11 protein-coding genes and 1 pseudogene are annotated in these 14,077 nt (G+C 65.0%); 8 read left to right on the top strand and 4 right to left on the bottom strand.

Annotation, left to right across the window (positions count from 1 at the left end; translation table 11 throughout):
* Positions 1–21 precede the first annotated feature (21 nt).
* Both IFU00_16505 and IFU00_16500 read left to right on the top strand, forming a co-directional pair.
* A complete protein-coding gene (locus IFU00_16505) occupies positions 22–1,077 on the top strand; it encodes a DUF475 domain-containing protein (protein MBD8543887.1) in 1,056 nt (351 codons plus the stop codon).
* A 134-nt stretch (positions 1,078–1,211) separates the two neighbouring features.
* The gene (locus IFU00_16500) at positions 1,212–1,634 is read left to right on the top strand and encodes a hypothetical protein (GenBank protein ID MBD8543886.1); all 423 of its coding nucleotides are present in this window, start codon (positions 1,212–1,214) and stop codon (positions 1,632–1,634) included.
* Positions 1,635–1,661: 27 nt separating this feature from the next.
* Here IFU00_16500 and IFU00_16495 read toward each other — a convergent pair whose 3' ends face one another.
* Both IFU00_16495 and IFU00_16490 read right to left on the bottom strand, forming a co-directional pair.
* The gene (locus tag IFU00_16495) at positions 1,662–4,121 is read right to left on the bottom strand and encodes a hypothetical protein (protein ID MBD8543885.1); all 2,460 of its coding nucleotides are present in this window, start codon (positions 4,119–4,121) and stop codon (positions 1,662–1,664) included.
* Positions 4,122–4,238: 117 nt separating this feature from the next.
* Positions 4,239–5,252: a serine/threonine protein kinase gene (locus IFU00_16490; GenBank protein ID MBD8543884.1), complete on the bottom strand. Its 1,014-nt coding sequence runs from the start codon at positions 5,250–5,252 to the stop codon at positions 4,239–4,241.
* Between the two features lie 156 nt (positions 5,253–5,408).
* On the opposite strand from IFU00_16490, the gene IFU00_16485 reads away from it, so the two are divergent.
* Both IFU00_16485 and IFU00_16480 read left to right on the top strand, forming a co-directional pair.
* Positions 5,409–6,449 (top strand): alpha/beta hydrolase, encoded by a 1,041-nt coding sequence (locus IFU00_16485; protein MBD8543883.1) that lies wholly within the window; start codon positions 5,409–5,411, stop codon positions 6,447–6,449.
* Between the two features lie 130 nt (positions 6,450–6,579).
* Entirely contained in the window at positions 6,580–7,266 is a 687-nt protein-coding gene (locus IFU00_16480) for a UPF0149 family protein (GenBank protein ID MBD8543882.1), read from the top strand.
* 27 nt (positions 7,267–7,293) lie between these two features.
* On the opposite strand, the pseudogene IFU00_16475 reads toward IFU00_16480, so the two are convergent.
* Both IFU00_16475 and orn read right to left on the bottom strand, forming a co-directional pair.
* Positions 7,294–9,753: pseudogene (locus IFU00_16475) on the bottom strand (PAS domain-containing protein).
* A gap of 142 nt (positions 9,754–9,895) precedes the next feature.
* Positions 9,896–10,480, bottom strand: coding sequence for an oligoribonuclease (gene orn / locus IFU00_16470; protein ID MBD8543881.1), 585 nt, complete (start codon positions 10,478–10,480; stop codon positions 9,896–9,898).
* A 47-nt stretch (positions 10,481–10,527) separates the two neighbouring features.
* On the opposite strand from orn, the gene IFU00_16465 reads away from it, so the two are divergent.
* The 4 genes from IFU00_16465 (at position 10,528) to argF (ending at position 14,050) form a co-directional block, all read left to right on the top strand.
* Positions 10,528–11,790, top strand: a complete 1,263-nt coding sequence (locus IFU00_16465; GenBank protein ID MBD8543880.1) for a M48 family metallopeptidase — start codon at positions 10,528–10,530, stop codon at positions 11,788–11,790.
* Positions 11,787–12,131, top strand: a complete 345-nt coding sequence (locus tag IFU00_16460; protein MBD8543879.1) for a 4a-hydroxytetrahydrobiopterin dehydratase — start codon at positions 11,787–11,789, stop codon at positions 12,129–12,131. The genes IFU00_16465 and IFU00_16460 overlap by 4 nt, the downstream gene beginning before the upstream one ends.
* A complete protein-coding gene (rsgA, locus tag IFU00_16455) occupies positions 12,128–13,042 on the top strand; it encodes a ribosome small subunit-dependent GTPase A (protein MBD8543878.1) in 915 nt (304 codons plus the stop codon). The genes IFU00_16460 and rsgA overlap by 4 nt, the downstream gene beginning before the upstream one ends.
* 84 nt (positions 13,043–13,126) lie before the next feature.
* Positions 13,127–14,050 (top strand): ornithine carbamoyltransferase, encoded by a 924-nt coding sequence (argF, locus tag IFU00_16450; GenBank protein ID MBD8543877.1) that lies wholly within the window; start codon positions 13,127–13,129, stop codon positions 14,048–14,050.
* Positions 14,051–14,077: the final 27 nt, after the last annotated feature.

The following is a 14,077-nucleotide window of genomic DNA, read 5'->3' as shown; positions in this document are numbered from 1 at the left end:
ACCTGCACACAAGAGGCGCATATGCGGCATTTCCGGTGGTCGTTCGTCGTAACGGCAGTGCTCATGGTGCTCGCCGGCTGGTGGGGCTATGCGCACCGGGGCTGGCCCGGGCTGCTGCAAGCCTTGTGGATCACGGCCATCCTCGGCGTGCTGGAAGTGTCGCTTTCTTTCGACAATGCGGTGGTCAACGCCTCGGTGCTCAAGCACTGGAACGAATTCTGGCGCAAGTTGTTCCTCACCGTCGGCATCCTGGTGGCGGTATTCGGGATGCGCCTGCTGTTTCCGCTGATGATCGTGGCGGCCGCAACCGGGCTGGGGTTGCCGGACGTCTGGCACATGGCGCTCGACAATCCCGACGAGTATTCGCGCAACCTGACGGCGCACCACGCCGAGGTTGCCGCTTTCGGCGGCGCCTTCCTGATGCTGGTGTTCCTGAATTTTTTGTTCGACGAAGAAAAAGAGCTGCACTGGTTCGACTGGTTCGAGGCGAAGGTCGGCAAGTACGGCACCGAAGGCCTGGCCGTGCTGCTCACGCTGCTGTGCGTGGTTGGCGCCATGCGCCTGATGCCAGAGGCGCGCAAGCTGGCGGTGCTGATCGCCGGCGTCACGGGCGTGCTGATCTATATAGCCGTGAAATGGCTCAGCAACCTGCTGGAAGCGAAGGAACACGATCCGTCGGTGGGCGCGATGATCTCGCAGGGCAGCATCGGGGGCTTCCTGTACCTCGAGGTGCTCGATGCGTCGTTCAGCTTCGATGGCGTCATCGGCGCGTTTGCCATCACCAACGATGTCGTCATCATCATGCTGGGGCTGGCCATCGGCGCCATGTTCGTGCGCTCGATGACCGTGTTCCTGGTCTACAAGGGCACGCTGCAGGAATTCGTGTATCTGGAGCATGGCGCGCACTACGCCATCGGCATTCTGGCGCTGATCATGTTCGCCAGCGTGCACTATCACATCCCCGAATGGTTCACCGGGCTGTCCGGGCTGGCGTTCATTCTCGTGTCGCTGTGGTCGTCGATCCGCTACCGCCGGCGGCTGGCGCATGAGGCGCTGACCGGCCCCGAATCGGCCTGACCCGGCCAGTCGCCGGAATCCCGGTTTGCGATTAAGGCAAGGCATGGCAGAATGGGCGCGCACCGCGTTTGCGCTGCCCGTTTGCCAACCCTGCCCACTTTCTTGATCGACCAGCCCCAACCATGCCGACTACCATGCCCAAGCGCACTTCCGCCATCCTGCTCATCCTCATCGCCGTCGTCGCTGTCCTGGCTGCAGGCTATACCTGGTTCACACTGACCTGGTCGTATTCGGAAGGCGAGCGTGCCGGCTACCTGCAGAAATTCTCCAAGCGCGGCTGGCTGTGCAAAACGTGGGAAGGCGAGATTCTGCTGTCGAGCATGCCGGGCGCGATCCCCGAGCGCTTCGTGTTTACGGTGCGCGACGAAACCGTGGTACCGGCCCTGCTGGCCAGCATGGGCAAGCGTGTGCAGCTGACGTATGACCAGCACAAGGGCGTGCCGACCACCTGCTTTGGCGAGACCGAGTATTTCGTGTCGAAAGTGGCTGGCGGCCCGGACAATCCGTTGTCGCCAAGCCAGGCGCCGGGTTTGCCTGAACAGGCGCCGGCGCAGTAAGCACAGGGGGCGGGCCGCCCGCCCCCGTTACGGTTTGCGATCCGGGTCCAGCTCGCGCTGGGTCGCAATCACTTCTGCCAGCCTGGCGGCCGCCTGCGCCGCCGATGTATCGCCGGCGCGCGCCTGCGACTGCTTGAACCGGCCCAGCACCTCGCGCGTCAGGTCGGCCGAGACCGAGCGCTGCCCTGCTTCGACCTTGCGCTCGCCGATGGCGCGCTGCGTCGCTGCCAGCTCGACCGCGTCGTCGTCCTGACGCCGGCTTTCCAGATTAACCAGTTGCTTGCGTGCGTCGGCCATCTGCTGCGTCGCGTGCGCCGCCTTGCGCTGCATCTCGGCGTGCTCTTGCGCGTGTTCGAGCAGCGCCCGCTGCGCTTCGCGTTTTTCGAGCGCCGCCTGCACCGCCGCCAGCTCGGCCAGCTCGCGCTGGCGCGCCAGTTCGGCCTGCGCCTGCTCGGCGTCGGCACGCGACACGGCCGCCTGCGCCGCTGCCTGTTCGGACGCCAGACGCGCCGCCTGCGCTTCGTTGGCGCGGGTGTCGGCGGCGGCCTGTTCGCGCTGCGCGGCCAGCTTGCGCTCGACCAGCACGAGCGCTTCGCGCGCAGCCCGGGTCGCGTCGCGTTCGGCAGCAATGGCCGCTTCGGTCAATGCCACCTGCTGCTGCTCGACCTCGGCCCGTTCGGCCTGGGCCTGGGCCAGCTCGGCGGCACGGCGCGCGTGGGCCTGCTGGGCGGCGGTTGCCGCCTCGGCCTGGCAGGCTTCTTCGATGGCCGCGTCGGCCTGCGCCTGCTGCGCTTCCCAGGCAGCGCGCTGTGCTTCCTCAATGCGCCGCTCGGCCTCGACCTTCGCCTGCAGGGCCGCTGCTGCTGCCGCTTCGGCCTCGCCCCGTGCCTGGGCTGCCAGCATCAGCTCGTGCTCGGCCGCGATTTTCTGTTCCAGTGCCGCCAGCGCTTGCGCCTCGGCGGTCTTGCGTTCTTGCTCGGCCTGCACCAGGTGTTCAGCCTGTTCACGGCGCTGCGCCGCCAGCTGCGCGGCCTCTTGTTGCAACTGCACCTGCGACGCTTCAAGCGCCAGGGCCGACGCGTCGTCGTCGTTCAATGCTGCCTGCGCGTCGGCTGCCGCCTGTGCCAGTGCAGCGCGCTCGTCGGCCAGCGCGCGCTCGCGCCGGTGTTCTTCGGCTTCGCGCTGCGCTGCAGCCGTAGCCGCTTCGTCGGCCGCCATGCGGGCCCGCGCGTCGAGCGCGGCCTGGGCTTCGGCTTCCAGCCGCGCCTGCACCTGCTCGCCCGCTTCTTCTTCGGCGCGGGCGCGGTCTTCGGCCACCAGGCGAAGCTTGCGGTCGGCTTCGATGCGCGCTTCGGTCGCGGCCAGGATGCGCGTTTCGGCGTCACGCCGCGCGGCGGCGCTCGAGGCCGCCATCTGTTCTTGGCGCTCGCGGTGCACGGCGGCGTCGCGGATGTCTTTTTCGGTTTGCAGGCGCATGCGCAGCGACTGGCCTGCCACGCGTTCGGACTCGGCCTGGGCCAGCGCGATCGCCTCGCGCTCCTGCTCGATGTGGGCGTAGGCGCGTGCTTCTTCGAGTGCGCGCGCTTCGGCCGCCGCGCGGGCAAAGGCCGACGTCAGCGCGATCTGGTCGGCGCGCTCGCGCTGCTGGGTCAGTTCAAGGGCTTCGGCTTCGGCGTCGGCCAGTTTCTCGGCGGTCTGGCGCGCGGAGCGTTCGGCCCGTTCGCGCTCGCGTGCCAGGATGGCGATACGGGCGTCGGCGCTGGCGTTGTGCTGCACTTCTTCGCGCGCCGCCTCGACGGCGGCCATGCGCTCGACCGCCTGCAGGCGCGCCTGCTCGGTATGCACGACCAGTTCGTCGGCCGCGCGGGCGGCCTTGGCAGCCAGTTCGGCCTCGGCTTCGATCTGGGCCGTCGCGCGGCGGCGCGCTTCTTCTTCGAGGCGGGCACGCGCTTCGGTGGCAACCCGCACTTCGGTATCGCTTTTCACGCGCGCGCGCAGTTCGGCAGTCTCCTGGCGGATCGCCTCCAGACGTTCGCTCGAGGCTTGGGCAGCGGCGCGCAGCGAGTCGAGGCGTTCGCGGTTGGCGGCGATGGCGTCTTCGGAGGCCTGGGAATTGGCTTGCGCCGCCGCGGCGGCAGCGGCGTCGATGGACGCACGCTCATCGGCCAGCGAACGGGCGCGTGCTTCGGCGTGGTGGCGGCTCTCGGCCGCCATATTGGCCTTGGCTTCCGCCTCGACACGCGCGATCGCTTCCTGGATTTCGCGCATTTCGAGTGGTTTGCGACCCGGACCGGCAAATTCGGCAGGTTCCGCCGCAGCGGGCAGCACCGGCGTGACAGGCACGACAGACTGCGCAAATGCAGCAGCCGCCGGCGTTGACACTGGTATTGGCATTGACGCCACATCGGTCGGCGCCAGCGCGCCGGCGGCCGGCGACAGGTCGATCGTGAAGTCGGTGTCGTCTTGTTGGGCTGGGTTCGGTTCCATGCGGAGTCTCTGTGGCGGCAGTCCTGTTGATTATCCGGTAAATCCGGTTCTCGTGCTATGCCGAACTGGGTGGCAATCGTGCATCAGCTTGGCGCTTTGCCACACCCATCTACATTCTTACATCTGCCACAGCGGCGGCTCATCCATCAACGCGACCTGCTCGCGCAGTTCAAGGATGCGATCTTGCCAGTAGCGCTGGGTATTGAACCAGGGGAAAGCTGCCGGGAACGCCGGATCGGTCCAGCGCATTGCCAGCCATGCCGAGTAATGGATCAGGCGCAGCGTGCGCAATGCTTCGACCAGATACAGCTGGCGCGGGTGGAAATCGCAGAAATCCTCGTAGCCGGCCAACACGTCGGCCATCTGGCCCACCATCTCCTGCCGCTCGCCTGACAGCAGCATCCACAGATCCTGCACTGCCGGGCCCATGCGGCTGTCGTCGAAGTCGACGAAGTGCGGCCCGTCGGGCGTCCACAGCACGTTGCCGCCATGGCAATCACCATGCAGGCGCACGAGCGGCAACTCGCCGGCGCGCTCGTAGCAGCGCGCGACGCCTTCAAGCGCCTGTTCCATCACGCTCGACCAGGCCGGCATCAGTTCGGGTGGCACGAAGTCGTGGCTGCGTAGCCAGTCGAACGGTTCGCGGCCGAACGTGACCGGGTCGAGCGCCGGGCGCAGCAAAAATGGCTTGACGGCGCCCTGCGCATGGATGCGGCCGATGAAGCGCCCAATCCATTCCAGTACGGCGGGGTCACCCAGCTCCGGGGCGCGCCCGCCGCGGCTCTCGAATACCGCAAACCGGAAACCGTCGAACGTGTGCAGCGTACACCCGTCGATCTCGATGGCCGGCACGACAGGGACCTCCTGCGCCACCAGCTCGGCAACGAAGCCGTGTTCTTCCAGGATAGCCTCGTCGCTCCAGCGTTCAGGCCGGTAAAACTTGACCACCACCGGCTCGCCTTCTTCACGGCCCACACGGTAGACGCGGTTTTCGTAGCTGTTCAGCGCCAGCAGGCGCCCGTCGCCATGCAGGCCGACACTGTCGAGCGCATCGAGCACGGTCGCGGGATCGAGGCGCGCGTACGGGTGATCTGGCGCGGCGTCGGCGGTGGCGGGGTTCAGGTTATCCATGCACCATTGTACGGCGGCGCACGGCCGCGTGGTGATTGCGAACATTTCACTATTGCTGTGTTCGTTCTCGCACAGAGCGTGACAATCTAACAAGGTCTCATGTCATGTATGTATTCGCGCATTGTGCTGCGAACAAATAACCGCATAGGACTGACCATGAAAAAACTGACTTTGACCGTCATCGCTCTCGCCGCTGGCCTGCTGGCCGGCACCGCCATCGCACAAACTGCCGCCCAGCCGCCGAAGGCCGAGCCGAACATGCAAAAAGTGCTGGACGCGATGGCGGCCCTGAAGCCAAAGCCGATCGAAACCCTGAGCCCGGAAGAAGCGCGCAAGCAGCCAACCCCGAGCGACGCTGTCAAGAAAGTACTGACCGACGCCGGCAAGAGCACGGCACCGGAACCAGGCGTCACGATGAAGACGCAATCGATCCAGGGCAAGGACGGCAGCTTCCCGATCCACATCTTCACGCCTGAAGGCACGGGCCCGTTCCCGGTCGTCGTGTACTTCCACGGTGGCGGTTTCGTGATTGCCGACACCAAGGTGTATGAAGCATCGGTGCGCGGGCTGGCCAAGAAAGCCAAGGCGATCGTGATCTCGGCCGACTACCGCCGTGCACCAGAGCACAAGTTCCCGACCCAGACCGAAGACGCATTCGCGGCCTACCAGTGGGCGCTGGCCAATGCCAAGAACATCAATGGCGATCCGATGCGTGTCGCAGTGGCGGGCGAGTCGGCCGGCGGCAACCTGGCAACCGTCGTGTCGATGATGGCGATGGAAAAGAAAATCCAGATGCCGGTGCATCAGCTGCTGGTCTATCCGGTCGTGAACGACGACATGAACAACGAGTCGTACAAGAAGAACGCCAACGCCAAGCCGCTGAACAAGGCGATGATGACGTGGTTCTTCAAGCACTATGGCGCCGATCCGAAGAGCCCGCACGCACTGCCGATGAAGGCCGCCTCGCTCAAGGGCCTGCCACCGGCAACCGTGATCACCGCGGAAATCGATCCGCTCATGACCGAGGGTAAGGCTTACGCCGACCGCCTCAAGAAGGAAGGCGTGACCGTCAACTATCGCCACTTCACCGGCGTGACCCACGAGTTCTTCGGCATGGACGCCGTGGTGCCAAAGGCCAAGGAAGCCCAGCAGTTCGCAGCTGACGAGCTGACCAAGGCATTCAACGCCAAGCGTTAATCATTTTTCACTGAAGTAAACGTTGCAAGCAGCGCCTCGCCGGCAGGTTTTTCGTGCCCGGCGACGGCGCAGGCGTTACACTGGCGCCTTTGACGCAACAGGCGCGCCCGCGCCACAGACCACCTACCCCATGCACCTCGAACAGCCCCTCTCCGAAAAAGAATTCGACGAACTCGACCAGTTCCTGCTCTCCGACCGTTGCTCCGACGACGCGATGACGATGGACACCCTGCACGGCTACCTGACCGCCATTGCGATCGGCCCGGAATCGATCATGCCGGCCGAATGGCTGCCGATGGTCTGGGGCGAAGACGAGGCCGCGGCGCCGAAATGGAAGAACAAGCGCGACGAAGAGCGCATCGTCAACCTGATCATGCGCTTCATGAACGAAGTGCTGATCACGTTCGAGGTCGCGCCGAAGGATTTCGAGCCGCTGTTCTGCGAGCACGAGGTCGATGGCAAGGTGCTGATCGATCCGGAAGCCTGGTGCTGGGGCTTCTGGGAAGGCGTCGAACTGCGCGCCGGCTCGTGGGATGCGATCTGGGACAGCGATGTCGCCGAACTGATCCGCCCGATCTACCTGCTGGGCGCGGACGAAATCGAAGAAGCCGAACTGGCCGAGGTCGACGATCCGGTCAAGGTGCATGCCTTGGCGCTGCAGATCGAGGCGAACGTGCCGGCGATCTACCGTCACTGGCTGCCACTGCGCAAGCCGGCGGTGGAAACGATCGTGCGCGACGAGCCGAAGGTTGGCCGCAACGACGACTGCACCTGCGGCAGCGGCAAGAAATTCAAGAAGTGCTGCGGCGCTGAATGATAAGCCGCAGGATTGACGGCCTGGCTGTCAATCCTGCCCGACCTGTTCCCAGACGTTTTCGCGAACCTGCTGCCCGGGCACCCTGCCCGGCACGCCAGCCAGCACCTCCAGCAATACCTCCACATCGAGCGGCTTGACCAGGTGGTGCGCAAACCCCGCCGCCAATGCCGCATCGCGGTCCTGCGGCTGCCCGTAGCCCGTTACCGCCACCAGCACCGAATGGGCCATTTCCGGATCCTGCTGTAGGCGCCGCGCCAGTTCATGGCCGTCGATGTCAGGCAAACCGATATCGAGCAGGCAGACATCGGGCCGCATGCTGCGCGCCCGCGCCAGTGCGCCCAGCGCCCCGTGCTCGATCGCCACGTCATGCCCCTGGGCCGCCAGCAGCAAACCAAGCATTTCGGCCGCATCCGTGTTGTCATCGACCACCAGCACTTTCAAACGCATGACGGCAACTGGCGCATTGACCTGCGGCGCTGGCAGGTCCGGCGCCTCTTCGAGCAGCAGCGGCAGCGTGATGACGAACGTGCTGCCCTTGCCCAGTCCCGGGCTGGAACAACCCACCGTACCCCCGTGCAGCTCGACCAGGTGCTTGACCAGCGCCAGCCCAAGCCCCAGGCCGCCCTGGGCGCGGTCCGATGAGCGCTCGGCCTGCGTAAACAGGTCGAACACGCGCCCGGTCAGTTCGACATCCATGCCGATGCCCTCGTCGCGCACGCTCAGCACCAGACGTGTGCCGTGCAGGTCGGCGCGCAGGTCGATGCTGCGCCCGGCCGGCGTGTACTTGGCCGCATTGGCCAGCACATTGGCCACCACCTGCACCAGGCGCGCCTTGTCGCCGAGCACCGCGACGCCGGCCGACGGCAGGCGCACGGTGAGCGTCTGCGCGCGCGTGTCGATGGTCGGGCGCACCTGTTCGATGGCTTCTTCGATGACGGTGCGCGCCGCCACGCGCGCCTGGCCCAGCGTGATCAGGCCGCGCGTCACGCGCGAGACGTCGAGCAGATCGTCCACCAGCCGCGTCATGTGGCGCACCTGGCGGCTGATGATGGTGCTGCTCTGGTGCACCCGGCGCGCATCGACGTTGCCGAGCCGGAGCAGCTCGGCCGCGGCGCTGATCGGCGCGAGCGGATTGCGCAGTTCGTGCGCGAGCATCGCCAGGAATTCATCCTTGCGGCGGTCGGCCTCCACCAGTTTTTCTTCGGCCAGCTTGCGGTCAGTGATGTCGCGGAAGAACGTGGCGATGCCGCCGTCCTGGGTCGGATAGGCACGCAGATCGATCCAGACGCGGCGGCCATCGGGAAACACGCGGCACTGTTCGGCGCTGCCCGCCTTGCGGCTGGCCATCACGCTCTGGTACATGCGCCCGGCTTCGCACTCGAGCATGGCCGGGAACACATCCCAGTGATTGCGGCCGATGACCTCGTCGCTCGTGACGGCGCAGATGCGCAGGCCTTCGGTGTTCATGTGCTGCATCACCCAGTTGCGGTCGAACAGCGCGAAGCCTTCGGAGATATTGGCGAAGATCTCGCGGCCCCGGTCGCGCTCCTCGCGCAGCATCGCATGCGCACGCGCCGTGCCGGCCGCGGCCCAGGTGCGCTCGGCCACGTCGCGCGCCAGCCGGATATCGTGTTCGGTCCACGCGCGCGGTGCTGGCGCATCGACACACAGGCACGCGGCCAGGCGGCCCGCCGCCATCAACGGCACCACCAGCATGGCACCCACGCGCTCGCCAAACGGCGACTGCAGCGCGCGCGGATCGTTGGCGGCGTCGTGGATGCTCACCACGGCGCCCTGCTGCAGCGCGGCCATCATTGCCGGACCGAAGCGGTCTGGCTGCGCCTGCTGCGCGCTGTCCGCCAGGGCCGACAGGCAGGGTGCGGCCAAGGTTCCGCTGAGCGGATCGATCTCGGCATACCGCGCGCGTGTCGTGGTCGAGTCTGCACTTAATTCTGCACCCAGCAGCGCACTGGCGGTGGCAATCACGTCACCCGGATCGGCCAGCACTGCCAGCGCGTCGGACAGCATGAGCCGGAACGCCGCGCGGCGCTCGCCCAGCATGCGAGCCGTGGTTTCCATCGCGGTGCAGAACAGGCCGCCGACACTGCCGCCATCGGCATGCAACGGGGCGTACGAGAAAGTGAACCAGGCGCGCTCGGGGTAGCCGTTCCGCAGCAGGCACAGCCCGTAATCTTCGAAAAAGACCGGCTTGCCCGCCATCGTGCGTTCGATCTGCGGCTGCAGCTCGGGCCAGACCTCGGGCCACACGGCCGTGAACGGCTGACCGAGCGCATCTGGGTGGCGCTCGCCGAGGATCGGGATATAGGCATCGTTGTACAGGACGATGTGCTGTGGTCCCCACGCAACGAACATCGGGAAGGCCGAATGCAGCAACATGTCGACGGCCGTCCGGAGGGACGGCGGCCAGGTGTCGGGTGCGCCGAGCGGGCACTGGCGCTAGTCGTGGCTGCGCATCTGCGCAGCCATCACACTGTCACCCGAAAAAGCGGTAGCGGAGAGCGAGGCCATGCCAAGGATTGTCGCATAACTTGCTTGCCGGATTGCAGCTTTTTCCGGTTTGACAGTGACCCTTGCGCAACTTTACAACTCTCGCATTACCGTTAAAGCATCACAGTTTGATGAAGTGCTCACGGTAGTAGCGCAGCTCTTCGATCGACTCGACGATGTCGGCCAGCGCCGTGTGCTTCTGGTGCTTCTTGAAGCCGGACGCCAGCTCGGGCTTCCAGCGGCGGCACAGTTCCTTCAGCGTCGACACGTCGAGATTACGGTAATGGAAGAACGCCTCGAGCTTCGGCATGCCACGGGCCATGAAGCGGCGGTCCTGGCAGATCGAATTGCCGCACATCGGCGACTTGTTCTTGGGGACGTACTGCTTGAGAAATTCGATCAGTTCGACTTCGGCCTGGGCTTCCGTCACGGTTGACGCCTTGACCCGGTCAATCAGGCCCGACTTGCCATGGGTGCCCTTGTTCCAGTTGTCCATCTTATCGAGTGTTTCATCCGACTGGTGGATCGCGAACACCGGGCCTTCGGCGATGATGTTCAGGTCGGGATCGGTGACGACGACGGCGACCTCGATGATGCGGTCGTTATCCGGGTCGAGGCCCGTCATTTCCATGTCGAGCCAGACGAGGTTGAATTCATTGGGCCGCTGGGGCGTGCCCGGCACTGCGGAAGGTGTCGCTTGTGACATAATTCTCTCTTTGCCTAATCAATCCTGCATTTTCTCACAGGCACAGAATGTCTTCATTCGCGTTTTCGGTTTTGTTCGTCGTTTTCCTGCTGCTCACCTTGTCGCTGCGCACCTGGCTGGCCGCGCGCCATATCCGGCATATCGCGCGCCACCGCGCCAGCGTGCCGGCCGAGTTTGCGCCGAAAGTGCCGCTCGCGGCGCACCAGAAAGCGGCCGACTACACCGTCGCCAAGACCCGGCTCGGCCTGATCGGCACGCTGTGGGGCGCCATCGTCCTGATCGGCTTCACGCTGATGGGCGGCCTGCAATTGCTGTCGCTGGCGATCCTGCCATTTACCGGCCCCGGCCTGATGCACCAGCTGGTGCTCGTCGTTGCGTTTGCCGTGATTGCCAGTGTGCTCGATCTGCCGCTCGACTGGTACCGCCAGTTCGTCCTTGAGCAGCGCTTCGGCTTCAACAAGATGACGCCCGGCCTGTGGTGGGGCGACCTGATCAAGAGCACGTTCGTGGGCGCGCTGATCGGCCTGCCGCTGCTGTGGGTCGTACTCAAGCTGATGGAAGCTAGCGGCTCGCTGTGGTGGCTGTACACGTGGTTCGTCTGGAGCGGGTTCCAGCTCCTGATGATTGCGTTCTACCCGACCGTCATCGCGCCGCTGTTCAACAAATTCACGCCACTGGCCGATGTCAGCCTCAAAGCGCGCATCGATGGCCTGATGACGCGCGTGGGCTTTGCGTCGCGCGGCTTGTTCGTCATGGACGGCAGCAAGCGCAGCGCCCACGGCAACGCGTATTTCTCGGGCTTTGGCCGGGCCAAGCGCATCGTGTTCTTCGACACGCTGCTGTCGCGCCTGGAGCCACAGGAAATCGAAGCGGTGCTGGCGCACGAACTGGGTCACTTCAAGCTGCGCCACATCGTCAAGCGCGTGGCCACGATGTTCGCGATCTCGCTGGCCTTCCTTGCCCTGCTCGGCTACCTGAAAGGCCAGGCCTGGTTCTACACGGGCCTGGGCGTGCTGCCGTTCATGAACGCGTCGAACGATGGCATGGCGCTGATCCTGTTCATCCTCGTGCTGCCGGTGTTCACGTTCGTGCTCGCGCCGCTGAGCTCGATCACGTCGCGCAAGCATGAATTCGAGGCTGACGCTTTTGCTGCGCAGCACACCGACCACCGCGACCTGGTGTCGGCGCTGGTGAAGATGTACGAAGACAATGCGTCGACGCTGACGCCCGATCCGCTGCACTCGGCGTTCTACGATTCGCATCCGCCGGCGTCGGTTCGGGTCAAGCGCCTGACGATGGCGGCCGCATGAACCTGACGCCACCACTCACGTCGCGCCATTGCACGCGCGAGACAGCCGCGCTCGACGTAGCTGCCATCGCCACGCTGCTGCACGAAGTGCCCGGCTGGGAAGTGGCCGATAACGTCCTGGCGCGCACCTTCACGCTGCCCGACTACCGCGCCACGATTGCATTCGTCAACGCGGTGGCAACGCTGGCCGAGCACGAAGACCATCACCCCGAGATGACGGTGGGCTACACCACCTGCCGCGTCAGCTGGACCACCCATTCCGCGGGCAGCGCGCTGTCCGACAACGACTTTATCTGCGCCGCGAAAGCCAATGCGCTGTACCTCAACCAGGAAAACGCATGAGCGCATCCCCCACTGAACTGACCGGCACCATCATCGCGGCCCACGGCCGCCACTACCTGGCCGACATCGACGGCGAAAAACTGCAGTGCGTCACGCGCGGCAAGAAGACCAATGTGGCCGTGGGCGACGTCGTGCACGTGGTCAGGACGTCCGAGAACCAGGCCGTGATCGAGCGCATCGCCGAGCGCACCACGCTGCTGTACCGCTCCGACCAGTACAAATCCAAGCTGCTGGCAGCGAACATCTCGCGCCTGTTCGTCGTGATCGCCACCGAGCCCGGCTTTGCCGACGACCTGGTGTCACGCTCGCTGGTGGCATGCGAAGCGGCCGGCATCGAAGCGCACCTGATCCTCAACAAGACCGACGTGACCGACCTGCTGCCCCGCGCACGGGAGCGCGCTGCGCAGTACGCCCGGCTCGGCTACCCGGTGCACGAGGTCTCGGCCCAGGCGCATCCTGAAGAAACCGTGGCGATCCTCAAGCCGCTGCTGGCCGGCCAGTCGTCGATCTTCATCGGCCAGTCGGGCATGGGCAAATCGTCGCTGATCAACCTGTTGATCCCGGACGCCGATATCGCCGTGCGCGAAATCTCGGCCGCGCTCGATACCGGCAAGCACACGACCACCTTCACACGCCTGTACTGGCTGCCCGAAGTCGATGGCAAGGCCGGGGCGATCATCGATTCGCCGGGCTTCCAGGAATTTGGCCTGTACCACCTGAGCGAAGGTATGCTGGAGCGCGCCTTCGTCGAGTTCAAGCCGTACCTGGGTGGCTGCAAGTACTACAACTGCCGCCACCTGGCCGAGCCGTTCTGCGCCATTCTCGATGCCGTGGCAGCGGGCAAAATCTGGAAGCACCGCCATGAACTGTACGGGCAATTACTGCACGAATCGGCGCAGACCCTGTACTAAGGCCCTGACTACTTTCCCTAACGGAAAGAAATTCCCCTTATAATTCAAGGGACAAACATCGCAGCAGACACGAGCAGACTTATGATGACGAGCACCCCACCGATCAAGCACTTCCTGCAGTTTTCCGACTTCACGCGCGACGAGTTCGAATACGTCATCAAGCGCGCGGCGATCATCAAGCGCAAGTTCAAGGCCTACGAGGTGTATCACCCGCTGGTCGACCGCACGCTGGTGATGGTGTTCGAGAAAAGCTCGACGCGCACGCGCCTCTCATTCGAAGCCGGCATGCACCAGCTGGGCGGCGCCGCCATCTACCTGAACACGCGCGACAGCCAGCTCGGCCGTGGCGAACCGGTGGAAGACGCCGGCCAGGTGATCAGCCGCATGTGCGACATCATCATGATCCGTACCTTCGGCCAGGACATCATCGACCGCTTCGCCGCCAATTCGCGCGTGCCGGTCATCAATGGCCTGACCAATGAACACCACCCGTGCCAGGTGCTGGCGGACGTGTTCACGTTCCACGAACACCGCGGTTCGATCGCCGGCAAGACGGTCGCCTGGATCGGCGACGCCAACAATATGCTGTACTCGTGGCTGCAGGCAGCTGAAGTCTTCGGCTTCCACCTGAACGTCGCCACGCCAGCGGGTTACGAGATGGACCCGAGCCTGGTCTCGACCACGCGCTACACGCGGTTCGACAACCCGTCGGACGCGTGCGAAGGCGCGCACCTGGTCAATACCGACGTCTGGACCAGCATGGGCTACGAGAAAGAAAACGCCGAGCGCATGAAAGCGTTTGACGGCTTCATCGTCGACGAGGCCAAGATGGCCCGCGCCGCGAGCGACGCACTGTTCATGCACTGCCTGCCGGCGCACCGCGGCGAAGAAGTGGCTGCCGAGGTCATCGACGGCCCGCAATCGGTCGTCTGGGACGAAGCCGAAAACCGCCTGCATGTGCAAAAAGCCCTGATCGAGTACCTGCTGCTCGGCCGCATCGAAGATTGATTTTTACCCCTGAAGCTTGATCGTTGG

The sequence above is a fragment of the Oxalobacteraceae sp. CFBP 8761 genome, from assembly GCA_014841595.1.
In the GTDB taxonomy this organism is placed as follows: Bacteria; Pseudomonadota; Gammaproteobacteria; order Burkholderiales; family Burkholderiaceae_D; genus Telluria.
Note: the sequence above shows the minus strand (reverse complement) of the source record. Positions and strands in the feature narration are given on the sequence as shown.